Here is a 25,107-nt window from a genome sequence, read left to right on the forward strand (position 1 = left end):
AATGCATTATGCTGTGGTTAAATGGAAAGGAGAGTGTCATGGATGAGTAAGCTGATATGGGAGCAGGATTTTGTGAACGGCGGAGGTGATTTGAGTCTCTGGAACATCCGTATAGGCAACGATCTGCTTGATGATAACGACAATCCCATCTATGCCGGTTGGGGGAACGGCGAGCAGCAGTTCTATACGGATCACCCGAACAATCTCTATTTCGATGAGTACGGCTTAAACCTGCGCGCGTGCCTTGAAAGAGTAGAGAAGGATGGACGGAGCTTTGCGTATACATCGGCCCGTTTAGATACAAGGAATCACTTCTCTTTCTGCTACGGTAAGCTTGTCATACGCGCCAAGCTGCCGGTAGGGCAGGGTCTATGGCCTGCCATCTGGCTGCTGCCGCAGGATCTGGCATACGGACCTTGGCCAGCCTCGGGAGAGCTCGACATTCTGGAGGCCAAGGGCCGCCTGCCCCGGCAGATCGCCGGCACGCTGCACTACGGAAAGGACCTTGACAGCAAAGTGGTTGAGGAATTCACCCACGAGCTTGAAGACGGAACCATCAATGAGTTCCGCGATTATACGCTGGAATGGGATGCGGGTTCAATTCGCTGGCTGGTAGACGGGTATTGCTTCGCGCAGCGCCAGCTGGACCCGGGTATGCCGTTCGATCAGCCCTTCTATCTGCTGCTTAACCTGGCCGTGGGCGGATGGTACGACAACGTGGAGGTAGACGAGGCGGCGCTGCCCGGGTTGATGACGGTGGCGGGGGTTTGGCTGTATGCGTAGGATGAAATTGACTAGGGCGATAAACCTTTGAGGATCTTGGATCATCACTTTATTATTCTCTGGGCGGAAGAAAGGGCCATACGCCTCGTGCAGATTATGAAAATAAAAAACATAAGAACATCAACGAAGGAGCATGCCGCGGCAGCTCCTTAAGCATTTTTCGCCGATAGACTCGTTAAGGTGAACCGTATCATAAGTGAGATTATCCAATTTCTGTTTCCTCATTGCGCCAAGGGGGGCAATTTCTTTCTCGCTTGTTCGAACCAGTCTACCAGCTTATCGGTCAAGCCGATCCGCAGCTCGTTTGAAAACAGATGATCCAGCTTATGGTAGTGCTTCTCCGCTTCTTTGTGCCTTCCGCTTGCCGTATACAGCTTCATCAGCGCAAGTCCGTCTTCTTCGTTATACGGGTCCACATCCTGAATCCATTCGTACATCGCCAGCGCTTCCTCCTGCATCATGGCTTTCTCATAAAATCGGGCTAACGAACGGGCATTCTGATACCATAGCTTCCGTAGTCTTTCGCGTTCGTCCTCCACCCACCCATAACCGATTTCTGGTAAATAGTCCCCTTCATAAAGCGAAAGCAACCGCCGCAGCTCGGAGTGATTATCGGTCAAATTTACGCCGCTCACCTGCCGCAAGCCGTTTTCCCATTCATCCACATCAATCCGAATGCGGCTTGTGTCGAGTATGTAGCCTTCTTGAATATTAATATTTTGAATGGGAGCATCGATGCCCATTTGCTTCAAGCACTTTCTAATGTGATAAATCGATGTGTACAATTGATTCGCCGCCTGTTTCACATCAAGCTCCGGCCACAGCAGCTCCAAAAGCGTCTCCTTGAGGACGATATTCCCGCGTTGGTGCAGCAGGTAAGCAAACAGAGCCTGTGTTTTTGCCGTCCGCCATTTCGGAATTTCCGGAGACCCGCCGCTGCGCTGAAAACGGAGAGACCGAAAACACAGAATGCGAGAAGGCGCTGTTGAGTGCGTTTCTTCTTTATGCATTCTTCTTTGCATCAACCGCTTTATTGTTTGATCCAAACGTGCTTGATGCAACGGCTTAAGCAAATAATCGACCGCATTCAGCTCAAAGGCTTGGACAGCATACTCGCTATATGCCGTTATAAATACAATATCCGCTCCCGGACAAGCCTCCTGTGCTAACTCTACCGCTTTGATTCCCGATAGTTCCGGCAAGTGAATATCGAAAAATACGACGTCCGGCTGAAGTTCCGGCATTCGCATAATAGCCTCTCGCGCATTCCCAAACGAGCCGACCACCGAAATACCGGGATACCCCGATAGCATTCGCCGGATCTGGTTTAATACCAGCGTTTCGTCATCCACCAGCATGATCTTCATGTATTTTCACGCTCCATAAAATGTAGGCATTGTTTTTGACATGATTCGACTTGTCACACCAATACTATCGGAATTTTGGGAATGGATGATTAGAGCTTGGCCGAGCAGCTGTATCCAATTCAAGTACTTCATATCCACGTGAGCGAAAATAGCATGTAAAGCAGTTGTAGAGATTTTGTAAAGTTCCTTTTGTTATGATCACAACAGTCGAAGGAAAGTGGATTATATCGAGATATGGGGTCAAGGGGCTTTGATTTTCTAGGGGACAGGGGGGGACGAGTACGAAAGCGGAATAGAATAAGAACGATCGTTTTACTCCAGCGAGAGCAGAAGCGCTTGAGTTAGAAGTAATAGACAAATTTTACAAGAAGAAGGGAGAAGCCTGCAAACAGAAAGAAATCTGCAAATATAGAAATTCTATATGCTTTCGTTAGCAGGTATGAATAAAAAATGAAATTAAAAAATCGAAGAATGTTATCTTTTCTAATGGCAATCGTTATGGTATTGACGATGATGCCTTTTTATCCGTTAGAAGTAAGAGCTGCTGTAACACCAACACTTGATCTTGGTAATCCTGTTAGAGTAACCGGAACAACCTATCAGCTATCAAATGCTACATTTGGAAGTACAGGGGTCGTGAATGGAGCGGGCGGTTACTTTACTGTGGCGGTAAATAATGGCTCAACTGCTGTTGGAACTCTTCCAAGTGGTATTACAGAGTTGATTAATGGCATAAAAATTAGTAACTTTGTTACTGACAAATCTACATCTGCAAATAGAGTGTTCAATTTTTCAAATAGTAATACTTATGAAGAAATTCTGACTGTTATTCGAAATATGACATTTACACAAGCTGCGGGGCAAACCCAAAAAGTCACAGTAAATGTAGCGCCAGGGGCACCATTGACCGATGGGAAAACATCTGTGCGTACCTACAATGGACGCCATTTTGTATATGTGCAAAGACAGGGTACCATGACTTTTAAAGATGCAGTGACTATAGCGACGAACAATCATGGACATCTTGTAGAGCCAAAATCAAATAATCCTCAAGAAACTTTTGCAATTGCTAGTATGTTTAAAGAATTTATAACTCCCTTTGGGGGGGATTGGAACTTTCTAACCTTTATAGGCGCTACTAAAACTACAGCACCTAATTGGAATACTTCTATTTATGGCGATACAAAATATGTATCAAACGGTCTGTCAACAGGTCTTGATGCATCGAAAGATTTTGTGCCTAATGGAGTGTATGACCATCTTACACTTCTGCTAGACACAACAAATGATAAAGTAGGTTACTTAGCCGTAAATAATACACATGGTGGTAGCAGCGCATATTTTGATCCGGGAGTGATTGTCGAGTATAATTCCGGTTTCATTAGCAACAGTATCACTGCCACAAAAGATATCGTGCTTCCGGAGATGGGAGGCAGCGTGGGGATCAGCGGTGTTGCCAAAGTTGGTCAAACGTTGACTGCGGACCTATCGGGAGTCACTTATACGCCTGGCACAACGGATAACGTGCCGACTTACCAATGGTACCGAGACGGAGTCGCCATCACGAATGCGAAGGGCTCAAGCTACACGTTAACCGCTGACGACTTCGGCGCAGCCATCACCGTGGCGGTCACCGCTGACGGTAGGCATGCGACAGGGAGCTTGACGAGCGCGGCAACGGGGGCGGTAACGGCAGCAGACGGTGCGGCGGCTCCGGCAGCACCGGTAGAAGTAAGCAAAACAGCAACGAGCATTGTGTTGCAAGCCGTCACCGGTCAGGAATACAGCATAGATGGCGGCGTGACGTGGCAGGATAGCTCGACGTTCAGCGGACTGACGCCGGATACCGACTATACGATTGTAACCCGTGTGAAAGCGACAGCGACGCAGCAGGCTTCTGCTGCCAGCACAGGAACATCGATTCGTACAGCGACTGACAACGCGGACTTGAACGGGTTGACGCTGTCGAGCGGTACGTTAAGCCCGGTGTTTGCAGTAGGCACGACAAACTATACAACAAGCGTGTCGAACGGCGTGAGCGACACGACAGTGACGGCGACAGTAGTAGATTCTGTTTATGCTACGGTGACGGCGAGCGTGTACAATAGCGAAGGCACGTTGGTAAAAGGCCCGATTACGTTGACAAGTGGCGCCGCTTCCGATTCGCTGCCGCTGAGCGTAGGCATCAACACGATCAAAGTGGTCGTGACGGCACAGGACGGCACGACGCAAACGTACATTGTAACGGTGACGCGCGACCCTCGTGATGACTCAGGCACGAACGGAAGTCCTACACCTACACCTGCACCTACATCTGCTCCTGCTCCGGCATCGGGCGTGAAAACAACCGTGAACAATGAGGACAGCGGCTTCGCTACTGGCACAACGGCAAACAACGTAACGGCCGTTGTGATTGATCCAGATAAACTATCAGCTCATCTCTCCAAAGGCAACGGACAGCAATTGAATGTACTTGTGCCTGGTGACGGTGAAATTAAGGTTGTAGGTTTGACCGCAGCAACCCTGAAGCAGTTGTCCGATACCGGCTCCACGCTGAATATTGAGAACCTGCTTGCTATTTATCCGATTCCAAGCACACAATTGGATCTGGGTTCGATCACCAAGCAATGGAACGGCGCACCGCTTGGCGAAATTGCAGTTGATATTGATATCAAGAGATCGTCTGACGCATTGAAAGCCGCAGCAAAAGATCAGGCGACCAAAGGTGGCTACGATCTGCTCGTCAATCCGGTCGATTTATCGCTTAACTTCATGTACCAAAACCAATCCGTTAAGCCGGATCAACTGGCGGGCTACGCGCCTCGCTATATCGCATTGCCTGAAGGCATTGATCCGAACAAAATTACGACCGGTGTCATTGTTAATCCGGACGGTACCTTGTTCCATGTGCCGACAGTCGTAACGAAAATCAACAACCGTTACTTTGCAATGATCAACGACCTGCGTAGCCAGGGCAGCTACTCGGTCATCTGGAATCCGCAAAATTTCGATGATGTGAAGAGCCACTGGGCACAGGAGAGTGTAAATAATATTGCAGCCAGACTGCAGCTTGAAGGTACAGGTAACAATACCTTCTCCCCGAATCGCAGTATCGACCGTTCAGAATTTGCCACGATTGTGGCAAGCGGACTTGGCTTAATGCGCCAAGGTGTATCCGGCACACCGTATAGCGACGTAGCACCGTCGAGCTGGTACCACGATGCCGTAAAGATTGCCAGCGAATTTGGCATTATCAAAGGCTTTGAAGACGGTGGTTTCCACGGCAGCGAACGGATTACAAGAGAGCAAGGCATCGCCATGATCGCCCGCTCCCTTCATGTCGTTCAGCCGCAAGAGGCGCTGAGCGCATTGGAAATCAATCAGATTCTGGCTCCTTACAGCGATATGGATCAAATCTCCGGGTATGCCCGGGAGTCCGCAGCCCAACTGATTAAGGCTGGCATCCTGCAAGGGATCGGCAAACAGCAGTTGAACCCGAAAGCGGCGATGACGCGCGCGGAAACAGCGGCTATGGTTGAAAGATTGCTGAAAGCTACGAAGTTGATCGACTAGTATTAATGATTAAGAGGGGGCTAACTTGCCTCCTCTTTTTTTGGTGCGCCTCACAACACTGGTTAGTGTTCCTAATCACCCGATTTATGGAACAAGGGATTCCCGCTTTTCTTGTCGAAATATGAAAGCTACCGGACTGGGCCTTAGCATTTTCAAGCACTTGGCAGAACTGAACGGCGAAACGTTGGGAGTGAGCCCTGTATGATTTGGATAAAAAACAAAACCACCCTGAAATATACTGTGACGTTCATTCTGTTTCTCTCCATACTTCTCGGCGTCCGGTGGCTTTGGTCCGGGATTTTTCTTACGCCTGAACATCCTCGTGCGGTTCAAGGCGTGCTCGATCTGCGTGGCTGGGACTTCGCCAACACCCGCTCCATTACGCTGAATGGCGAGTGGGATTTTTATCCGGAAGCATTCGTCACGCAGAAAAACAAGGATTGGAAATCCCTGGACAAGCGTTATATTCAGGTTCCGGGAGATTGGCGAAGTGCTTTGCCGGCAGGGTCAAAGTCGTCGTTCGGATACGGGACGTACCGGCTGCGCATTCTGGTCGATCCTTTACCGCAACAGTCATTCGAATTCTGGATTCAGGAAATTCAGGCCTCTTCAGTTGTTGAATTCAACGGTCAGATAGCAGGAGTCGGCCAACCGACGGAGCACGCGAATACGTATAAAGCCCGCCGGATTTCTTATACCCCGCTTTATAAGGCAAACGGAGTGAATGAGATCGAGTTGCTCGTACGCGTGGCCAATTTTGATAATCCGCTTAATGGCGGCATTGTCAGAGCCATCCGCTTCGGGTCGGATACGGCCATCAATACCGAACGATGGATCTCCATTGGCTTTCAGATTGTGACCTTCGTGGTACTGATGTTTCTTGGCTTGTATGCCGTGATGTTATACTTGTTCAGTCGGCAAAAAGGGTTGCTTGCCTTTTTCATGCTGCTTTTGACCGCCGGGCTTACGATTGTGTCTGATAACGACAGCCTGCTGCTGGTATGCATGCCTTTCATCAACTATGCATGGGCACTGAAAATCAAGATACTCTCGTACTCTTTGCTTCCCTTTTTCTTCCTGCTGATTGCCGGAATATTTGCCAAGATCCGAACAAACACGGTTTTGTTCCGTACGTACGCCATTACTCTGGCTTTATATTCAGGATTTGTGTTGGTCATGCCGCCTCCGCTCATTTACTATATAATCGAGTTTAAATTATTCAGACTGCTTTATTGGTTCCCAATGGTTTGGGTTACCTATCTGATTGGCAAACTGATAGCCAGAAATCAGCCCGGTGCCACCTTCCTGCTGCTTGCCACCATGAGCATATTATCCAGCTCCGCATGGGGACTGATTAATGCCCGCTTGGAAGTAATAAATATTTACTTTCCGTTTGACGTGCTGGTGGCCATCATCAGTTTTTCCGCTTACTGGTTTAAGCAGTACTTCCGGAATTCCCAAGAAAACGCCAAATTAAACGAGCAGTTAAGAATGGCAGACAAGCAGAAGGACGATTTTCTGGCGAATACATCCCATGAATTGCGAAATCCGCTGCACGGGATGCTGAATATGGCGCAAACCGTCCTTGACAGCGAAAAACATTCGTTGAGCAGCAAGAGCGTCCAAAATTTGGAGTTGGTGATGACGGTTGGTCGGCGCATGTCGTTTATGTTAAACGACCTGCTTGATTTGACTCGTCTCAAGGAGGGTAACGTCCGCCTGCATGTGCAAAGCGTTCAGGTGCAGGCAGTCGCTTCCGGCGTACTCGACATGCTTCGCTTCATGACTGATAGTAAACCGGTCCGGCTGGTCAATGAGATTCCGAATGAGTTTCCTCCTGTGATGGCCGACGAGAACCGACTCATTCAAATTTTGTTTAATCTGGTTCACAATGCCATCAAATTTACCAACGAAGGAACTGTCGCCATCCGGGTGGTCGCACAAGACGGGAAGGCGCACATTAGCGTTGCGGATACGGGCGTCGGCATGGACGAGGAAACGCTGCAAAGAATCTTTAACCCTTACGAGCAAGGCGACTCCGGCATGACGGCGGCGCCCGGGGGCGGCATCGGACTGGGCCTCGGCATTTGCAAGCAGTTAGTGGAGCTGCACGGCGAAACGTTGGAAGTGACATCTGCCTCTGGCCAAGGTTCGGCATTCACCTTTGCTTTGGCGCTGTCTGATTCGCCCGTTCAACGGGAAGCGGATTTTGCAGTAGGTCTGCCGCCTGTCTATGCAGAAACGGCCGCCGCTGCCGACTCGAACATCGGTTACGGTACGGATGACGATTCTGCCGTTGTGGAGAGATCGGTGCGTCCTGCGGTATTGGCTGTGGACGATGATCCGCTCAACTTGAAAATACTGGTTAACATTCTGGCTGGGGAATCTTTCGATATCATTGCGGTTACGAGCGGCAATGATGCCTTGTCTCATCTGAACACAAGAGTATGGGATCTTGTTATTGCTGACGTCATGATGCCTCACATGTCGGGGTATGAGTTAACGAGAGCTATTCGTGAGCGCTATTCGAGCTCGGAACTGCCCATTCTGCTGCTGACCGCGCGCAACAAGCCTGAGGATATCGCCGCCGGCTTTTTGGCTGGGGCTAACGATTACATTGTGAAGCCTGCGGATGCGATGGAGTTAAAGGTTCGGGTGCGGGCATTAACGGATCTGAACCGTTCCGTGCGCGAACGCCTGCGTATGGAAGCGGCATGGCTGCAGGCGCAAATACAACCGCACTTTTTATTCAACACCCTCAATGCGATAGCTGCGCTTAGCGACGTCAATCTGAACAGAATGCGCCTGCTGCTCGACGAGTTCGGCAATTATCTACGGGCCAGCTTCAACTTTCAAAATTCCGAGTTGCTTGTTCCGCTTGGACAGGAGCTTGCTCTCGTACGTTCTTATTTATATATCGAGAATGAGCGTTTCGAAGGCAGGCTGAATACAGTTTGGGAAGTCGAAGCCAACATGGAGCTAAGACTTCCCCCGCTTTCCATTCAACCGCTTGTCGAAAACGCAGTGCGGCACGGCATAATGAGTCGTTCGTCGGGCGGAATGATTCATATTCATATCGCCGAATATGAGGATCGTACAGAAGTAACCGTTGCCGATAACGGCGTGGGGATGGATACAAAAACGCGGCAACATATATTCGACAAACGTTCGAACCAAAGGCAGGGAGTCGGTTTGTTCAATATTAATCAACGGTTGAAACAATTATATGGGAAGGGGCTACACATTCAGAGTGACCCGGGTCAAGGGACGATAGTCGTCTTTGCCGTGCCGAATAATGCGGTGAACCGCCTGATTTAGCGGCTCGCCGGTGCGCATCGGCAAAAAAGGCGGCAGCGATACTCCGAACTGTACGAGCAGCGTAAGAGGCTCATGCATTGGACGGATGATATGCTGAAACAACATGAGCAATCAAAAGCTACATAAAGTTAAAGTGGAATGAGAGAATTTGGAATACCGAGATTGAACTAACGGCATAGGTTAGTTAGTTTTTCAAAGAAGGGGCCATCCCTCCAAGATGGCCTTAAAACTTGCCCCTTCAGCCTACACGGTGAGCCGTACATAAATGACGGCGGAAAATTTTTGACATTAACCACCTCTAGGCGTGAAAAGTCGCCCCGGAAGTTTTCTTTTACACTTATGAGACAGCCCCTTGCTTCTTGCGCGGTTTTAAACTTATGATCCAATCTGTGCCTAGTAATGGATCAATTATGCTCAGGTGTCTTTTTGATAAACCAACCCAGCACCAAAATAAGTATTGCAAGAATAAATTCAATCCAAAAAACCGTTTGTAGACCGGAAACCATGCTTTGTGTCTTCTCATTCATTGCAGTGGGATCGAGCGAATGGTGAAGATAACGAGTGGCTCCAGACGACATGATGCCGATGAACAATGCGATGCCAATTCCACCTGCAATCTGTTGGAGCGTATTGTATATGGCTGTGCCATGAGGGACCAGGTGACGTGGGAGTTGATTCAATCCTGCCGTCTGAGCCGGCATGACGACGAACGACATGCCTACGAATAAGAGGACATGATTGAACAGAACGGAACCTTGTGTTGTATCACTGTCGATGCCGGCAAACAGCCACAACGATATGGCGATCAGGAGCAGGCCGGGCACAATTACGCGTCTCGGTCCGAATTTATCGAATAATTTCCCCGACACCGGCATCAGGATCCCGTTCAAAATGCTACCTGGCATTAGAAGCAAGCCTGTCGCGAATGCTGTCAACTTCATCACATCCTGCATATAGAACGGCAGCAATGTTGTTGTGGAGAATAGAACCACCATCAGAATAACAATCATTACCGCAACGAGAGAAAAAGTATGATGCCGGAATACTGAAAGATCGATCAACGGCTCTTTGATCTTGAGCTGTCGCCATACTAGCAAGAGCAAGAAAAGGCTGCCTATTGCAATCAATCCGTAATCTTCAGGCCCAAGAGAGACACTTGTTTGGCTGAAGCCGTAGGTGACGCAGCCGAAACCGGCGGTTGACATCACAATGGACACAAGATCGACACTTGGCTTGGTCAGTTCTGTCACATTCTTCAAGTAGATGAATGCATAAATAATCGAAAACAGTGCGACAGGAATCACCATGTAGAACAGCCAGCGCCAGTGTAAGGTATCGATAATCAAACCAGACAAAGTCGGCCCGATGACAGGGGCAACCATGATGACCAGCCCCATGAGACCCATGGCGGCACCCCTGCGCTCTGGAGGATAGAGGGAGAGAATCGTATTCATCATCAACGGGATCAATAGTCCTGTCCCGCAAGCCTGAATAACCCTGCCCGTCAGCAAGATTCCGAATCCCGGGGATACTGCACACAAGCAGGTACCGGCCAAAAATAATGCCATCGCAGACATAAACATCTGGCGAGTCGTGAACCATTGCTGCAGTAATGCGGTCACTGGCACCAGTACACCGATAACGAGCATATAGCCTGTCGATAACCACTGTATGGTCGCGGCAGCAACATTGAATTCCCGCATCAAGCCAGGAAGCGCATTGGCAAGCAAATTTTCGTTAAGAAACGAAACAAATGCACCGATGAGTAGTGCGGTTAACATCGGCCCTCTCTTCATTCCACTTGCCTCTTGAACCTGGTTGTCCATTTTCTACCTCCCGAATATTCATTTCGTAGTGCCTTGACACCGAACCGCCAGCCTGCCGTGCAGATTATCCCACACCATCACTTTCTAACAAGGAGTAAAAATTATCGCGGTCTTCGTTATCGAATTTGCCAAGCGTCCGCACCCTGACAAACTCATGTCCGCCATACATGTCTATTTCCTCACCATACCTATTGTAGAGCGCGATCATATTGCCATCCCGATTCAACTCCATATACCCGTCACAATTTGCTTCAGGCGCTTCACCGTAAAAAAGCGTAAATTTAATTTTGATCACTTTGTGCATGCAGATCCTCCTTTTCCCCAACAACCTGAAGAAAATTTTACGTGAAACCGGATGAATTGGAAAAAGCGATATCGCTCTCCATACTCGGAAATTCATTCATATTTCGGAAGTAAGGGGGGAATCCCCACTACGCCGCTCATTCACACATTATCTCTTGACGGGATGAGATTAGGGGAGTATTATAACGTGCCAGTTAACTCTACAAGATAAATCAATAAAAAGACCGACTTTTCGAAGTGCCTCGGCACCGAATCGTCAGCCTGTCGTGCAGATTATGCGAATAAAAATCCATAAGAACATCAACGAAGGAGCATGCCGCGGCAGCTCCTTTTGCATTTTTCGCCGATAGACTCGTTAAGGTGAACTGTATCATAAATAAGTGCTATAAAATGGAAAAGCTGTATACCTTTTAAGGTATACAGCTTTTCTGGCGTAACATCCATAACTAAAGGGGCTCCATATCAAGAAAAATATTCATGAATTCATAGTTGCAAAATTATTTATTTTCCGTTCTTAAAACACTATAGTAGTCTCTCAGTTGAGTAAGATCTTGAGAGAGTGCAACACGATAGAGTTTATTAGAAGCAGTTGTGACATCAAAGGTATGTGAAATTACTGCGAATGCATCAGCAGATATCCACTGATATGTTATGGATTTAATAGGTTCAGTAATATAGCCTTTTTTGGTGATAAGATTTTCGACTTTTGCATATGAGCCATCAAGAGTAAATTGTTTAGTACCAGCATCGAGTCGTTCAGATATGAGTTTATCGGCTGAAGGTGAATCAATAACAAACTCATTGTCTATAGTAGGACCACCAGTGCATTTGCTGCGAATTAGTTCACCTGTACCTCCATCCACTTCAACTGAAAAACTATAGAAGGGTGTAATGTCTACCTGAGCCATCCAGTAAGAACTAGATTGACCACTTTGAGGGCGATAGGACATTTCAAGTGTTTTATTATCAAGTTTTTCGTCTGAAAATTTAAATATCTCCTGGGCAGCTATTTCAGCAGCTTCTTGTAAAGATAAATCTTTAGGACTAGGTGTTGTACTTGGGGTGTAAGGAGCATAGATAGCCTTATAATTAGCCTTTACATAGCCAGCAGGAATTTGTCTATCCACTAAGTAGGAAAGTTTAGAGACATTGTAAGCAGTAGGAACCTTGTCTACAGTTTTTAGTTCACCAGCTACTGCGACTTGTGTGAGCAGCAGGAAAGAGACACCTATAAAGGTAATGATTTTAATACTTTTAAAACCGTTTTTTACGACATTTCTTGGATCTGATGATTTTCGAGACATTTTATTGTCCTCCTTGTTATTGTTTTTTAATACAAAATAAAAATAACAAGAAAATACATTGGTACTATTATAAAGTTGTTTCAGAGTTGTAAAAAAAAGAAATATCAGTAATGTTGAAGTTTTAATGTGAGATAATAAGTGAAATATTTATACATTTCCACATAGAATAGTACATCTATGTACAGATTTCAAGTGTAAAGGATATTAGTTGCTTAATATGATGGGGTGAAAGCATGGCAGATATTCTGGTAGTAGAAGATGAAGAGGCAATTAATGAATTAATAAGGAGAAACTTAAGTTTGGTAGGGCATACCTGCTATTTCGCTATGGATGGTGAGACAGCCGTAGAAATGATAAAGAATAAAAGTTTTGATTTAGTTGTACTGGACATTATGTTGCCTAAAATGGATGGGTTTGAGGTATTGGAACAAGTAAAGGGTATTCCTACTATTCTTTTAACGGCTAAAAGAAGCGTAGAGGATCGGGTAAAGGGGCTTGTCATGGGAGCAGATGATTATCTGACAAAACCCTTTGAAATGTTAGAGCTTTTTGCAAGAGTAGAAGCTATATTAAGACGAACCAAGAAGGATGAAGATACATTTGTAATAGATAATGTTAGGGTCGAACTTCATAGTAGAAGGCTTTTTTTGAAGGATAAAGTAGTTGAATATACACCTAAGGAATTTGAGCTATTAGAGGTACTCATAAAAAATAGAAATATTGCTTTATCAAGAGAGAAGCTTTTAGAGCTAGTATGGGGATTTGAATACATGGGAGAGACAAGAACGGTAGATGTCCATATTCAGAAGCTGAGAAAAAAGTTGGGGTTGGAGAAAAGAATTGTAACAGTGTATAAACTAGGTTATCGGTTAGAGGTGTAGTATGAAAAATAAAACCTACATCTGGACTTTGGTATTATTTCTATTGTTTATTAATGTTGGGATTATGGTATTTAGTATTGTTAATACAAGACATAACCTTTCAGGCATTAAGAGGAGCTATCTAAGAGAGCATAATTTTATAGTAAATAGTATGACTAAAGACATAGTGGCTATGAAAAATAGAGGTTATGAAACAGATGCTGCTATTGCTCGTTCTTATGATATGTATAATAAGCAATATGAAGTTCAAAAAATTTATTTACAGATTTATAAAGATAAAGAGAGAAGATATTCCAGTTTACCTATAGAAGCAACATTAAGTGATAAAGAAATAAATATAGAAAAAGATATAACGGAGATAACTGTTGTAACACTAGATGGAAGGAAATACATACAAATATGCGGGTACTTACCAGAGCCATATAGCCAATATGCATTAGTCTATTATGCAGACATAACAGATATAGTAAATGAGTGGGAAAAGCTGAATAACTCCTTATTTACTGCAAGTATAATATTTTCAGGAGTTTTAAGTATATGCTTGTTTATTTTATTAGAATATCTTTTTAAACCACTAGAAAGAATTTCATGTATCTCAAATAAGATTGCCAATGGTGAGTACAAAGAAAAGCTAGAGATTAGGGGTGGCGAAGAAATCGCAGAGGTTGTACAAAGTTTTAATACGATGGCGGATAAAATTCAATATCAGATGGAAGAGCTTGAGAACCATGCGAGAGAAAAGCAGAGATTGATAGATGATTTGGCGCATGAATTAAGAACTCCATTAACTGCAATCTATGGATATGCTGAATATATGCAGAAGACGCATTTAAGTGAGGAAGCTAAGTATGCTGCAACCAGTTATATTTTATCAGAGAGTAAAAGGTTAAAAAATATTTCGGAAAGTTTATTGGAATTGGTAATCATACGAGAAGAAAAAGAAATAGAAATGGTATCCATTGATATAGAAAAGTTGTTTAAAAAAATTCATCAAACCGAAAATATTAAGCTCAAAGAAAAAGGAATAGAATTAGTATATTACAATGAGTTGAAAGAAATAAAAGGAAATGAAGATTTAATAGAAAGTATGGTTGTGAACTTAGTAGACAATGCAATAAAGGCATGTAGCACAAAAGGTAAAATTACGATGAGAGCTTATTTTGAAAAAGAGAAAAAAGTTATTGAAGTAGAAGATAACGGAAAGGGAATGACAGAGGAGCAGCTTCTTCAGGTGACAGAAGCATTTTATAGAGTAGATAAGGCAAGAAGCAGAAAAGAAGGGGGAAATGGATTGGGACTCGCATTATGTGCGCAGATTGCTAAGAAGCATCATGCAGAGTTAGCTTTTTCTTCAAAGCCTAATGAAAAAACAATAGTGAAGGTAATTTTTCAAGAATGTTAACTTAAAAGATGCTAAGCACCTTACTTTAGGAAGAGGCTTTATATCATAGCTGGATAGACATAAGGCCATTCAGCGAAGGATGGCCTTAAAAACTCACCTCCAGCAATTGACATCCCCTTTAGGTGTGACTACAGAAACGAGTTCCGTCAATCTTCATCCGTAACCATAGATTTCACATTGGGTTTAGCATGTAAGTCAAAACAAATTATTTTTACGACGATACACAAAAGAGACAATACTACAAAAAGTAAACCGCTCCAAACGACTTCTCCTACTCCTAATCGTGATATAAACCAACCTCCTATTGCCGCACCCATCGTGACGCCTAAGTTTGAAAAAGACACATATAAACTGTTGGCAAATTCGGGTGCTTCTGAAGCTTCCGATGTCAGCCAAATTTGACTCACAATAAGTCCACTCGTATGAACAGCTCCCCACACAATGATAATCCCACTAATGAGAATAAGGGGTGTTTCCACATAATAAAGAAGTAAATAACATATCCCTAAAGCGACAGGATAGAGCAGCACTGTTTTCGACATACGATGGCTTAATAGCTTTCCAGCATACCAATTTCCTGCCACACCGCTAATTCCGAAAAACACAAGCATCACGCTAATAAGTTTCCCGCTCATATCAGACCTCTGTCCTAAATATTCTGCAAAATAACTATATACAGAAAACATAGCAGCAAATATGAAGCAAGCAGCGCCGCTATTTAACCATAAAGCGGGTTTTCGTAATATCGCAAGCTGTGTTCCAAAAGAGATTTTCTCCTTTGCCGACATGGCTGGAACCATTACTCCTATTCCAACACACGCAATGACATTCACAAGGGCAGAAAATAAAAATGAGGTACCAAGTGAAAATTGATTGGCAATATAGGAAGAAAGCGGGATCCCGAGCACCATGCCCATGCTTACCCCAAGAAATACCTTTGCACTCGCCTTCGCGGCTTCCTCCTTTACTGATAATTCAGTGGCTAGTACAAAGGCAATGGAGAAATAAACCGGATGAAAGAAAGCTGGAATCATTCGGAGAGCCATAAGCATATAAAAATTCGGAGCAAAAACTGACATCAAATTGGAGGCGGCAAAAATAATTAGAATGCCAGTCAATGCAGTTTTACGATTCAATCTTGACAGCAATAGCGTCATCCATGGGCCAAAAAGGGCAATAATAAGTGCAAACGAACTAACAAGCATTCCAGCTAGTCCTGCGGTAACGTCATATTTCTCCATGACCATTGGCAAAATTCCGACTACACCAAGTTCGGTGTTTATAATTCCAAATATGCCCAACGTTATAAAAAATAGTGGACTGATTCTTTTCACGGTTTGTTGGCTCCTTGTAACATGATGTTTTTCCTTATTTCTATATATCTATTAATATAGATATATAATCGAAAAATGAGCAGGTAACCCTTTCTTCTGGCTACCTACATTTCATTCTTGATATAGTCGGCAAATTTACGAATGGTTTCTTCATTTCTCCGATAATAGGTCCACTGTCCAAATCGCCTTGATTCTAGAAGTTCAGCTTTCTTCATGACCATTAAATAGCTGGAAATCACGGATTGTGCCAATCCCGTTTTTTCCTGAATGCTTCCTACACAAATCCCTCCTTTAAAGTCAGCATCCGTTGGTAAATACAATTGCGGTCCAAAATTTTCATCCGGATTTTTTAACCATTCCAAAATTTTCACGCGGGTATCATTGGACAAAGCTTTAAAGATCATCATGGTTTCCATAGCCCCATTATATCTAATTATTTAGATATGTCAATTTTCACATACAATAACTCCGGTAGCATAAAAATTTGTACTGATGATAAGGGGAGAGTAGAGCTTGGAGCAAGCTTATATCAATAAGGATGAACAAGGTTTGATCAAAAGAATTCATCCGGATAAGAGGGAGATGGTCGCTTTAACAGAAAAAGAGCACGGCAGTTAACCCCAAAACTTCTTGTGAATATGACCCTATAAGATCAGCTCTGCAAGACGATGAATCCCTTGCTCAATCGATGCTTCATCTACTTTTGCAAACCCCAACACCCATCCCTTCCTTTTGCTTTCCAAACAATAAGGTCCAAGAGGGTATACACGTATTCCCTGTTGAAGGGCTAACTTTGTCACGGTTTCTTCGTCGTATGATTCTTCAGCTTCAAGTAACATATGCAATCCCGTTTCTACTCCACTTAGTGTGAAGCGCTCCCCTAAACCGCTAGCCATAATAGCCTTTGTCATGGCTTCGTGTCTTCGTCGGTACACATTTCTGACTCTTCTCATATGGCGCATAAAATGTCCATTCTTGATGAAGTGGGTTAGTGTTAGCTGATCCATAATCGGAAGATGACGGTAAGTCAGCTCCTGTACCCTGGCTAGTTGAGCAATTGCCTCGACAGATCCAACGATAGCCGAAATACGAATGCCTGGAGCAATCATTTTAGAAAAACTCATGAGGTACAAGGTATTATTAGATGCCTGACTAAAGAGCGTTGGAAGCGGGTCCCCACGATATCGAAATTCACTGTCATAATCGTCCTCAATGATCCAAAATTGTTCTTGCACGGCCTTATGTAGCAATTGTTGCCTGCGCGGCTCCGACATAACAACCCCGACCGCGCACTGGTGCGAAGGAGTCGCAAAGATCAGTTTGGATTGTGGATGAATACGGTCAACCACAAGACCATGCGCATCAACGGGGACGGGCACCACATTCATACGCCGATATTTCATCGCCATCCAGGAAGCTGGGAAACCGGGATCTTCTACAGAAACAGTGTCCCCATCAGATAAAAGCGATTGTGCGATTAAGTCAATGCTATGCTGAGCTCCTGAGGTCAACAGAATCTGATTTGTTTGGATATGGATACCTCGTTCAAGTGATAAATAACGCTGAATTTGCTCACGTAATGGTGTGAGGCCATAGGGGTTGCCGTAAGCCCAGCTTGATAAGTCCATTGCAGCGGATGCGTGGAGAAACGATTGCCGCCAGTTCTTTTGAAAATGTCCATCCAAATAAGGTTCGTGGGGACTAAAATCAATATCCGCTTCTCCATGTTCTTTTCCTCTGAACCAGTCCTGTAATTGATCGACCGCCGAGTTCAACAAGGGAAGTGAGGGAGGCAGAGGGCCATTTGCTATGATTTCCTTCGTTGACTCAGTGATTTGATTCCATTTACTAACACGCGTTCCTCCTCGTCGGGATGTAACCGTATAGCCTCGGCTTAGCAATTCCTCATAGACGATCTGTATAGTAGAGCGAGAGACGCCTATCTGGTGAGCGAGTTCGCGGGAAGGAATCAGCAATTCTCCTGGAGCCCAGATTCCACTTGTGATATTATGAATGGCTTGATCAAGCAATTGCTGCCAGATCGGTCTCTTATCATTTCGAATTACTTTCATCATCGTGTATACCTCCAAATAGTAGCTCCAACCCTAAAATATTAATTATGGATTGCTCATAACCTTAATGTTTGGATGTTTAAAGGCACTCCATTCACTGATATACTACCGTAATAACGCTGGTATTTGCAATCTGAGTCGTTGCCGCACTCTAGAAGAGTATCGGAGTTCAAACTTTGGAGTGAGATGAATATCTCATGAGTGAAAGGAGAGATTTCGAAATGGATTCAGTTCGTTATAAGATCAGGGAATGCAAGGATCAGGAGAAAATAGAAAGCTTCCTGCAGCAAGCGAGAATTGGATATCTTGGGTTGGTTGATGGGAACCTCCCTTATGTTGTACCGCTTAATTATGTATGGACTGAGGGGAAGCTCTATGTTCACGGGGCTGGCGATGGAAGACGTAATCAGGTCATGAGTGAAAATCCAGAGGTGTGTTTTACGGTATGTGAGGAATACGGAACCATTACGGATCCGGTACCTGCTAAAACAGATACGGCTTATATGAGCGTAATGATATTTGGACAAGCAGAGCCGATCACAGATTTGGACGAAGCCACTCATGTACTTCAGGGATTGATCAATAAATACGTACCCGGCTATTATAACCGCCCTTTGTCCAAGCAGCATGTGGACAAGTATAGGTCGGCTGTATTCGGCGGACCGGTTCAAGTTTACCGGGTAATTCCACACCATATGACAGCAAAAGAAAGTCCTATTGAAGCAGGAAAAATGTATAGAACGGACACGATTGTCGGACGAGAGATTTAATGACAAGATATGCTTTCATATTTCTTCAAAATTTAGCGCGAATGCCCTTTGACTATATAATATAGTTATAGGGCATTTTTTCGGTGTTAATTTTAATTATTCTGATTGAATTCAACAGGTTAAGCTGAACATTTTTGAAGTGAAATCCGATAAAGGTAAGGACTGGCACTTATTCAATGTGCTTGAAAAGGAGAGTGTATATGCCTACTAAGCTAATGAAAAATATCATCGTGATTTGTTTGGTTCTCGTATTCTTACCGGCTACATCCATTCGGGCTGCATCCGTCATTACGGACCCGGCTTTGGCGAAAGCCGTTCGCGCGGAATTAGAGCTGCCGGCTAAGAAAGAGCTGAAGGCAGTTGATTTGAAGAAGCTGGAATCTTTGTATCCTAGCGAATCTAAGGCTAAAATCACCAGTTTACAAGGTCTTGAATATGCGGTTAACATGGAGAGCTTATTTCTGCCCGGCCAAAAGATAAAGAATATTAAACCGCTAAGCAAGTTGAAAAAGTTAACGTTCTTAGCAGTTGAGGAGAATCAGATTACTGACCTTTCACCGATTTCCGGGTTAAGTTCTCTTGAGAAGCTGGTTGTTGACGGTAACAAGATAAAAAGTCTAGTGCCGTTAAAAAATCTAAATAAGCTGACCGATCTTCTTGCTAGCAACAATCAGGTGGAAGACCTAAGTCCCATTAAGAAATTGAAGTTAAAATGGCTCTTACTGAGCGGAAATAAAATTCAAGATTTGACGCCGTTAAAAAATCATCCAACATTGGAACATCTCTATCTAGACGATAACCTCATCCAGGATATTGAAGTGCTCGAAACGTTGCCCCAGTTACAAGAAGTATCTTTGGCAAACAACCCGCTGAATGAGCAAGCGGAGCAGGTTATCCAAGAGCTGGAGAACAATGGTGTCGCAGTAAATTTGGAAAGTAACGAGGATACTCAGCCAGAGTAGATTTAAGTTTCCCGTAGCTAGAGGCGGATCAAGGAAGCGAAGCAATATGCCGATCTGAACCGGATTTGCCTGAGCCCGCAATGCGGCTTTGCTTCCACGGAAGAGGGCAACCACCTGACAGAGGAGCAGCAATGGCGCAAGCTTGCTCTTATTAAAGAAATTGCCGAAGAGATCTGGAAGTAATCGAGAATTTAAAGGGGGTGTACCAAGCCATTTGATGGCTTCTGGGACACCCCCTTCGTATTGAAACGAGGAGTGAATTATAGCTGTGCGAAGCGTTGTTCCGTCTTATCAAGATATTTCACCCGCTCATCTAAGCTGCGATTTGACATGCCGGTATAATTATACCAATGGAGATTTTTCCGTATTCCCATTTTGCGGAAGGTGCCTCTAAACAGGATTTTAGTGATGGGATTGCCAAAAATCCAGCGATAAAAGAAGTCGGGAGTGTTCATCACAGTCAACAGGGACACCCCCTTAATATTCGGGAGAAGACATTTAAATGGCCGCCCAGGCTTGATTTCTTCGTATACGATGCCTTTTGCGAATACCTTATCGAGGAATCCTTTGGTAAGAGCGGGCATGGCCTCCCACCATATGGGGAAAATGAAAATGATATGATCCGCTGCAATAAGACGTTGCTGGTAATTGATCACTAGAGGATCGTTGCTCGTCTTTTGCCGCCAGGAAGCGAGGTCTTCAATTGACATGACCGGATTAAATCCGTCCTTATGCAGATCGATAAGGTCAATCTCATGGTCTTTGGTGGTAAGACCTCGCATAAAGGAGGCTAGTAGGGCTGCGGAATAGCTTCGCTGATGTGGGATATTCTCGGATGCGGATGCTCCGTATGGATGATCAAAAACAATTAAAAATTTCATATATCTCTCTCCTTCTGGGATTATTGTTTCTGAGAAATCAAATAGTTATCATGGAGACAATAGTACAATTTAAGTTTCCTTTTTGTCAATATTATTTTCGGGAAACTTTATTTATGTTCTCTGTCTTGTTAAAATGAGTATAAGATGAACTTACGAGGAGATTGTACAGTGACCCATTCTTTCGATAATTTACCCAATAAGGATATTCTGATAAAAAAACTGATAGAGACTATTCCCAAATTACAAAAGCGGTTTCAAGCGGAGGATGACGAAGAGAAGGAATGGATGATCCAGCACTGCAGCAATCCTATTATTCTTGATTTCCTCAAAGAGTCCACAGTCATGATGCTTCATGTAATAGATGCTATTGGACAGCTTGAGCCGGTGAACGGCACTTCCATTTCCAAGCAATTCGGAATTCCTAAAGGCAGCGTGTCCAAAATCACTAGAAAATTAGTTCAACAGCAAATCATTCGCACGGAGTTTCTTCCGGATAATAAAAAAGAAGTGCTCTTTCTCACAACACCCCTGGGAAAAGAAATATTCGATTTGCATCTAGCTCTGCATAAGCAGATGAATAAAGGGATAAATCGTTTTCTACAGAGATATAACGCAGATGAATTGTTGTTTCTTATCAAAGGGTTTGAGGATACTTTGGAAGCGTCTTGGGTTAATTCAGAATCCGTTGTTGAAGAAGAGCGTTTAGAACCCCGGGAACATCTTGGGTCAATGGAAGACGAGGAAATGAGTCAAATCGTAGACATGCTTAAACAACTTGATACACGCAGCCTCAAAAAAGCCAAGACGATCCTCAAGGATGTATTTTTTACCTCTTTTGATGAGTAAGGGGATCTAGAGCAAATTCATTGGAGGGACTCCCAGATTGATGAAGTTTATCCGATTTTTTTTCATTATCGCTTTTCTTTTCATTGTCGGATGCATTAGCAGTAATTCGTCCAAGCAAACAACCACCACCCCATCAGTAGCTACTTCCACGAGTACAGCTTCACCCACAGAGCTTCCTAAGGGTTCCAGTTCCACCAGCGTGAACAATTATTCAGATGATGAGATCCTTTCCTTTGTTCTTAAATACAGCGATTTAAACGAAACTACAGTAAAACTAAAGGATTGGCCTGATACAAATGAAGACGAAGAACAATTGAGCGATCCTATTTATTTTGTTGTAGTCGAAAAAAGACCAGATAATAAAAGTAATGAGGTAGATCAAAGGGATTATTACAGTATTTACTTTGGTGAGAATTATGGGGATCATATTGCCAGGTCCTTACGGATATTTGTAAAATATGATCTGAGTGAGATCGTCTTATCCGAAGCTGGATATTTTGATGAACAGACGGAAGTTATCTATCCGTAGTAAAGAGTCACTTCCGAACACATTTTCGCGAGGAAAGAAGGTGCTCCCGTTGGCAAAATGGGATAATATGCTATCCATGCTTTGGATGCTACGCTCCGGTAGGAAACTCACCGCCGCTCAGATCGCGGACAGTTTGGAGATCAGCATCCGCACCGTGTACCGGTATATCGACGCATTATGCGCCAGCGGTGTGCCAGTCGTTGCGGAATCGGGCCATGACGGCGGCATTCACATTCTGCAAAGCTTCAGGGAGACTCCATTGTTCTTCAATTCCGTAGAGTTAAAGGCGCTTGTGGATGCGTTTAAATTTGCGCAAGGTGCCGGCTATCCGTATACGGAAGAATTGGAAAGCGCATTGGAGAAAGTGAAGAATGGGCTGCACGAAGAGCAGCGCGACGATCTGTCCCGTCAGACGAGTGGCTTGGATGTGATTTCTCCGGTGCGTCCACCTTCCGGCGTTCTTTTGTTGCGGGATCTGGAGCAGGCGGCGAAGGATGGGCGAACGGTCTGCATAGCCTATCGTAAGGAGAACGCGGGACAGGCCGACGAACGTAAAGTCGATCCATACGGGTTGGCTTACGACCGGAACGAATGGTACGTTGTCGCGTTTTGCCATCGGTCGCTGGCAATGCGGACGTTCCGCGTAGATCGTATCGCGTGGCTGGAGCCAACCGAAGCGCGGTTCGAAAAGCCGGAGCATTTCTCCGCGTCTGCCTATTTCCACGACCAGTCTAAGCGGGAACGGGAGGCGGACGGACCGCTGACGGTCATCCGTATCGAGGGAGAGCCCGACACGTTGAACGCGGTTTGCCGCCACTGGCATCTACGCCACTATTTGACGGAAAGGACTGACCGCGAGGCGCGGTTTCTGCTCGACGTTCCGACGATGAACAAGTACCTTCCGATGTATCTGCTGACGTTTGGTCCGGCCATTTGTATACGGGAGCCGCTGGAGCTGAAGCGTCGGATTCAGGAAATGGCCTACGGAATCGCAAAACATTACGAAGACGATCCCGATTGACTTCGCTGACAACGGTTGTCAGCGAACCCGGTATACGATAGAGATAAGGCTGCGGCATTGGCGGCCAAACGACGATGAATAAAGGAAAGGTGGATTCATACATGCTTCAACACCCGCAGCAATTGTACGAATATCATGTTTGGGCGAATGACCAGCTATTCACCCATCTGGAGCAGCTTCCGAAGGATGTCTTCCATGCGGAAGTGACGAGTGTGTTCCCGTCCGTGTCGACAACGTTTGGGCACATGTACTTGTACGAAAAGCTCTATATGTCGGTGCTCGCGGAAGCTCCGAACGAGGATATTTTCCCGAAAATCCCGGGGTGGACGGAGGAAGCGCAGGGCAAAACCGTGGACGAGATGCGGCGGCTGTTCGCTGGCGTCGCCGAACAGTTTCACGATTTGCTGCGGCGTACGCCCGACCCGGACAAGGCGATGACGATCGAGCATCCGAAGTACGGTCGTCTCGATACGCATTTCTCCGACATCCTGCAGCATGTGGTCAACCATGGGACGTATCATAGGGGCAATGTGACCGCGATGCTGAGGCAGCAAGGGTACACCGGGGTCCCGACCGATTATTTGTTCTATTTGATAGAACGGCAGGAAGGTCAGCGGTAAACGGGGAGGAGCGAACGGCGGAGCCATTCTCCGAGCGAAGAATTGGCAGCCTGGCTGACAAGCCTCTAAATTCCTTTGCACAGCCAATGTCTGCCGCTCCACACTCCTGTTCCAAACAGGGAGCTATTTAATATTTTTCTTTAGTAACAGTAGACGTTCCAATCCCACTGCTCTTTTTGTTGAATAGCAAGATGGCAAGAAGTAGTGCAACGCTTACAGCAGCCAGACCTACCCAATTCAAATTCAGAACAGAGGTACGACTGATGACAAGGCCGCCTAATCCAGATCCTAGCGCAAAACCAAATTGGATGAAGGAAGTATTTACGCTCAGGGCAATGTCTGGATTTCGAGGTACCAGAGTGACCAAAAATAGCTGCTGAGCAGGGGAAATGCTCCAGGTTGCTAACATAAAGATCATTAAAACTAAGATTAGTACAATGATATTGACACCAGCTAGAGTGAATAAAAGGAGCATTGCTCCCTGTAACAGGAGTCCCATACAAATTGTGAATTTCGATCCCTTTGTATCTGCCAATTGTCCACCCACCTTAGATCCGATGAAGCTGCAAATTCCCGCTAGGAATAAAACACCGCTAATTTCGGTTATGGAAAGAGAGGATGCGGCTTGCAAGAAAGGTGTAATATAAGTAAAGAGCGTAGAGTAACCACCAATATAAAATAAAGTAATAGCCAAGGCAGTTACAATTTTTGAATCTTTTATAATAGAGAGCTGCATCCTGAGGGTAACAGCTTCTTCTTCTCTGATTGCAGGAACCTTTTTATAGATGATAAACAATGGAAGAACGCTTATGATACCGATCAAAATAAACAAAACTCTCCATCCAAACCTCTCGCTAAAAAATGTACCAGCTGGAACACCCAGAACTAACGAACTACTGAGCCCCATCAAAATAATACCGATGGCATTGCCCCTTCTTTCTTTTTCGACGAGTCGTGTCGCTACTGCCATGGCTACTACCGTAGCGATTCCTCCGCTAGCCCCTTGAATAATTCGTACCCATAGTAATGCTTCGTAAGAAAGGTTTACAAGCATAAGCCCGTTGCTGGTAATAAACACACTGAGGGCAGCCATCAGCAGCTTCTTGCGATCCATATTGATTGTTAATGCAATTAGAATCGGAGCAACAATGGCCGCTGCCAGAGCAAATACAGTCACCAGTAAACCTGCTTCGGAAGTAGATACCCTTAAGTCCACGGCGATCATTTCAATGACTCCTGTAATAATGTATTCAATGGTCCCGATTAGAAAAACAGCAAGTGCCAGGACATATATAATCAACTTATTTTTCAATTT

20 protein-coding genes and 1 pseudogene are annotated in these 25,107 nt (G+C 44.9%); 12 read left to right on the plus strand and 9 right to left on the minus strand.

Annotated features, from left to right (window positions below):
- Positions 1-42 precede the first annotated feature (42 nt).
- Positions 43-783 (plus strand): glycoside hydrolase family 16 protein, encoded by a 741-nt coding sequence (locus tag ACQ76X_RS25610; RefSeq protein ID WP_438496562.1) that lies wholly within the window; start codon positions 43-45, stop codon positions 781-783.
- A 221-nt stretch (positions 784-1,004) separates the two neighbouring features.
- Here ACQ76X_RS25610 and ACQ76X_RS25615 read toward each other — a convergent pair whose 3' ends face one another.
- Positions 1,005-2,150: a response regulator gene (locus tag ACQ76X_RS25615; protein WP_438496563.1), complete on the minus strand. Its 1,146-nt coding sequence runs from the start codon at positions 2,148-2,150 to the stop codon at positions 1,005-1,007.
- A gap of 450 nt (positions 2,151-2,600) precedes the next feature.
- On the opposite strand from ACQ76X_RS25615, the gene ACQ76X_RS25620 reads away from it, so the two are divergent.
- Positions 2,601-5,723 (plus strand): S-layer homology domain-containing protein, encoded by a 3,123-nt coding sequence (locus tag ACQ76X_RS25620; RefSeq protein ID WP_438496564.1) that lies wholly within the window; start codon positions 2,601-2,603, stop codon positions 5,721-5,723.
- A gap of 201 nt (positions 5,724-5,924) precedes the next feature.
- Positions 5,925-9,041, plus strand: a complete 3,117-nt coding sequence (locus ACQ76X_RS25625) for a hybrid sensor histidine kinase/response regulator (RefSeq protein WP_438496565.1) — start codon at positions 5,925-5,927, stop codon at positions 9,039-9,041.
- Between the two features lie 404 nt (positions 9,042-9,445).
- Here ACQ76X_RS25625 and ACQ76X_RS25630 read toward each other — a convergent pair whose 3' ends face one another.
- The 3 genes from ACQ76X_RS25630 to ACQ76X_RS25640 all read right to left on the minus strand — a co-directional run bounded on the left by ACQ76X_RS25630 (position 9,446) and on the right by ACQ76X_RS25640 (position 12,474).
- Entirely contained in the window at positions 9,446-10,867 is a 1,422-nt protein-coding gene (locus ACQ76X_RS25630; RefSeq protein WP_438496567.1) for an MDR family MFS transporter, read from the minus strand.
- A gap of 64 nt (positions 10,868-10,931) precedes the next feature.
- Entirely contained in the window at positions 10,932-11,171 is a 240-nt protein-coding gene (locus ACQ76X_RS25635; protein WP_438496568.1) for a hypothetical protein, read from the minus strand.
- 496 nt (positions 11,172-11,667) lie between these two features.
- Complete coding sequence (locus ACQ76X_RS25640) at positions 11,668-12,474, minus strand: hypothetical protein (RefSeq protein ID WP_438496570.1); 807 nt, start codon at positions 12,472-12,474, stop codon at positions 11,668-11,670.
- Between the two features lie 233 nt (positions 12,475-12,707).
- Between ACQ76X_RS25640 and ACQ76X_RS25645 the strand changes: the two genes are divergently transcribed.
- On the plus strand, positions 12,708-13,355 hold the full coding sequence (locus ACQ76X_RS25645) for a response regulator transcription factor (RefSeq protein WP_438496571.1): 648 nt from the start codon (positions 12,708-12,710) through the stop codon (positions 13,353-13,355).
- A 1-nt stretch (position 13,356) separates the two neighbouring features.
- Entirely contained in the window at positions 13,357-14,757 is a 1,401-nt protein-coding gene (locus ACQ76X_RS25650) for an ATP-binding protein (protein WP_438496572.1), read from the plus strand.
- Between the two features lie 146 nt (positions 14,758-14,903).
- On the opposite strand, the gene ACQ76X_RS25655 is transcribed toward ACQ76X_RS25650, so the two are convergent.
- The 3 genes from ACQ76X_RS25655 to ACQ76X_RS25665 all read right to left on the minus strand — a co-directional run bounded on the left by ACQ76X_RS25655 (position 14,904) and on the right by ACQ76X_RS25665 (position 18,166).
- The gene (locus tag ACQ76X_RS25655) at positions 14,904-16,091 is read right to left on the minus strand and encodes an MFS transporter (RefSeq protein WP_438496574.1); all 1,188 of its coding nucleotides are present in this window, start codon (positions 16,089-16,091) and stop codon (positions 14,904-14,906) included.
- Between the two features lie 104 nt (positions 16,092-16,195).
- On the minus strand, positions 16,196-16,507 hold the full coding sequence (locus ACQ76X_RS25660) for an ArsR/SmtB family transcription factor (RefSeq protein ID WP_340895902.1): 312 nt from the start codon (positions 16,505-16,507) through the stop codon (positions 16,196-16,198).
- A gap of 228 nt (positions 16,508-16,735) precedes the next feature.
- The gene (locus tag ACQ76X_RS25665) at positions 16,736-18,166 is read right to left on the minus strand and encodes a PLP-dependent aminotransferase family protein (protein ID WP_438496576.1); all 1,431 of its coding nucleotides are present in this window, start codon (positions 18,164-18,166) and stop codon (positions 16,736-16,738) included.
- 218 nt (positions 18,167-18,384) lie between these two features.
- On the opposite strand from ACQ76X_RS25665, the gene ACQ76X_RS25670 reads away from it, so the two are divergent.
- The 3 genes and pseudogenes from ACQ76X_RS25670 to ACQ76X_RS25680 all read left to right on the plus strand — a co-directional run.
- Complete coding sequence (locus tag ACQ76X_RS25670; RefSeq protein WP_438496577.1) at positions 18,385-18,933, plus strand: pyridoxamine 5'-phosphate oxidase family protein; 549 nt, start codon at positions 18,385-18,387, stop codon at positions 18,931-18,933.
- Between the two features lie 200 nt (positions 18,934-19,133).
- Complete coding sequence (locus ACQ76X_RS25675) at positions 19,134-19,895, plus strand: leucine-rich repeat domain-containing protein (RefSeq protein WP_438496579.1); 762 nt, start codon at positions 19,134-19,136, stop codon at positions 19,893-19,895.
- Positions 19,896-19,919: 24 nt separating this feature from the next.
- Positions 19,920-20,078 (plus strand): annotated as a pseudogene (locus ACQ76X_RS25680) (5-methyltetrahydropteroyltriglutamate--homocysteine methyltransferase); the annotation flags it as partial.
- A gap of 77 nt (positions 20,079-20,155) precedes the next feature.
- Here the strand turns inward: ACQ76X_RS25680 and ACQ76X_RS25685 are convergent.
- Positions 20,156-20,776 (minus strand): NAD(P)H-dependent oxidoreductase, encoded by a 621-nt coding sequence (locus ACQ76X_RS25685; RefSeq protein ID WP_438496580.1) that lies wholly within the window; start codon positions 20,774-20,776, stop codon positions 20,156-20,158.
- Positions 20,777-20,944: 168 nt separating this feature from the next.
- Between ACQ76X_RS25685 and ACQ76X_RS25690 the strand changes: the two genes are divergently transcribed.
- From ACQ76X_RS25690 to ACQ76X_RS25705, 4 genes are all read left to right on the plus strand, one after another.
- Positions 20,945-21,622: a winged helix DNA-binding protein gene (locus ACQ76X_RS25690; RefSeq protein ID WP_438496581.1), complete on the plus strand. Its 678-nt coding sequence runs from the start codon at positions 20,945-20,947 to the stop codon at positions 21,620-21,622.
- A 37-nt stretch (positions 21,623-21,659) separates the two neighbouring features.
- Positions 21,660-22,151, plus strand: a complete 492-nt coding sequence (locus tag ACQ76X_RS25695; protein WP_438496582.1) for a hypothetical protein — start codon at positions 21,660-21,662, stop codon at positions 22,149-22,151.
- A 40-nt stretch (positions 22,152-22,191) separates the two neighbouring features.
- A complete protein-coding gene (locus tag ACQ76X_RS25700) occupies positions 22,192-23,172 on the plus strand; it encodes a helix-turn-helix transcriptional regulator (RefSeq protein ID WP_438496639.1) in 981 nt (326 codons plus the stop codon).
- A gap of 101 nt (positions 23,173-23,273) precedes the next feature.
- Positions 23,274-23,792, plus strand: coding sequence for a DinB family protein (locus tag ACQ76X_RS25705; RefSeq protein ID WP_438496583.1), 519 nt, complete (start codon positions 23,274-23,276; stop codon positions 23,790-23,792).
- Positions 23,793-23,919: 127 nt separating this feature from the next.
- Here the strand turns inward: ACQ76X_RS25705 and ACQ76X_RS25710 are convergent, their stop codons facing one another.
- A complete protein-coding gene (locus tag ACQ76X_RS25710; RefSeq protein ID WP_438496584.1) occupies positions 23,920-25,104 on the minus strand; it encodes an MFS transporter in 1,185 nt (394 codons plus the stop codon).
- Positions 25,105-25,107: the final 3 nt, after the last annotated feature.

The organism is Paenibacillus sp. IHBB 3054 (genome assembly GCF_051594305.1).
Classification (GTDB): domain Bacteria; phylum Bacillota; class Bacilli; order Paenibacillales; family Paenibacillaceae; genus Paenibacillus_AQ.

What these genes read in the sequence shown, in the direction of transcription:
- ACQ76X_RS25610 (WP_438496562.1), top strand. Translation starts at nt 43, where the DNA reads ATGAGTAAGCTGATATGGGAGCAGGATTTTGTGAACGGCGGAGGTGAT.
- ACQ76X_RS25615 (WP_438496563.1), bottom strand. Translation starts at nt 2,150, where the DNA reads ATGAAGATCATGCTGGTGGATGACGAAACGCTGGTATTAAACCAGATC.
- ACQ76X_RS25620 (WP_438496564.1), top strand. Translation starts at nt 2,601, where the DNA reads ATGAAATTAAAAAATCGAAGAATGTTATCTTTTCTAATGGCAATCGTT.
- ACQ76X_RS25625 (WP_438496565.1), top strand. Translation starts at nt 5,925, where the DNA reads ATGATTTGGATAAAAAACAAAACCACCCTGAAATATACTGTGACGTTC.
- ACQ76X_RS25630 (WP_438496567.1), bottom strand. Translation starts at nt 10,867, where the DNA reads ATGGACAACCAGGTTCAAGAGGCAAGTGGAATGAAGAGAGGGCCGATG.
- ACQ76X_RS25635 (WP_438496568.1), bottom strand. Translation starts at nt 11,171, where the DNA reads ATGCACAAAGTGATCAAAATTAAATTTACGCTTTTTTACGGTGAAGCG.
- ACQ76X_RS25640 (WP_438496570.1), bottom strand. Translation starts at nt 12,474, where the DNA reads ATGTCTCGAAAATCATCAGATCCAAGAAATGTCGTAAAAAACGGTTTT.
- ACQ76X_RS25645 (WP_438496571.1), top strand. Translation starts at nt 12,708, where the DNA reads ATGGCAGATATTCTGGTAGTAGAAGATGAAGAGGCAATTAATGAATTA.
- ACQ76X_RS25650 (WP_438496572.1), top strand. Translation starts at nt 13,357, where the DNA reads ATGAAAAATAAAACCTACATCTGGACTTTGGTATTATTTCTATTGTTT.
- ACQ76X_RS25660 (WP_340895902.1), bottom strand. Translation starts at nt 16,507, where the DNA reads ATGGAAACCATGATGATCTTTAAAGCTTTGTCCAATGATACCCGCGTG.
- ACQ76X_RS25665 (WP_438496576.1), bottom strand. Translation starts at nt 18,166, where the DNA reads ATGATGAAAGTAATTCGAAATGATAAGAGACCGATCTGGCAGCAATTG.
- ACQ76X_RS25670 (WP_438496577.1), top strand. Translation starts at nt 18,385, where the DNA reads ATGGATTCAGTTCGTTATAAGATCAGGGAATGCAAGGATCAGGAGAAA.
- ACQ76X_RS25675 (WP_438496579.1), top strand. Translation starts at nt 19,134, where the DNA reads ATGCCTACTAAGCTAATGAAAAATATCATCGTGATTTGTTTGGTTCTC.
- ACQ76X_RS25685 (WP_438496580.1), bottom strand. Translation starts at nt 20,776, where the DNA reads ATGAAATTTTTAATTGTTTTTGATCATCCATACGGAGCATCCGCATCC.
- ACQ76X_RS25705 (WP_438496583.1), top strand. Translation starts at nt 23,274, where the DNA reads ATGCTTCAACACCCGCAGCAATTGTACGAATATCATGTTTGGGCGAAT.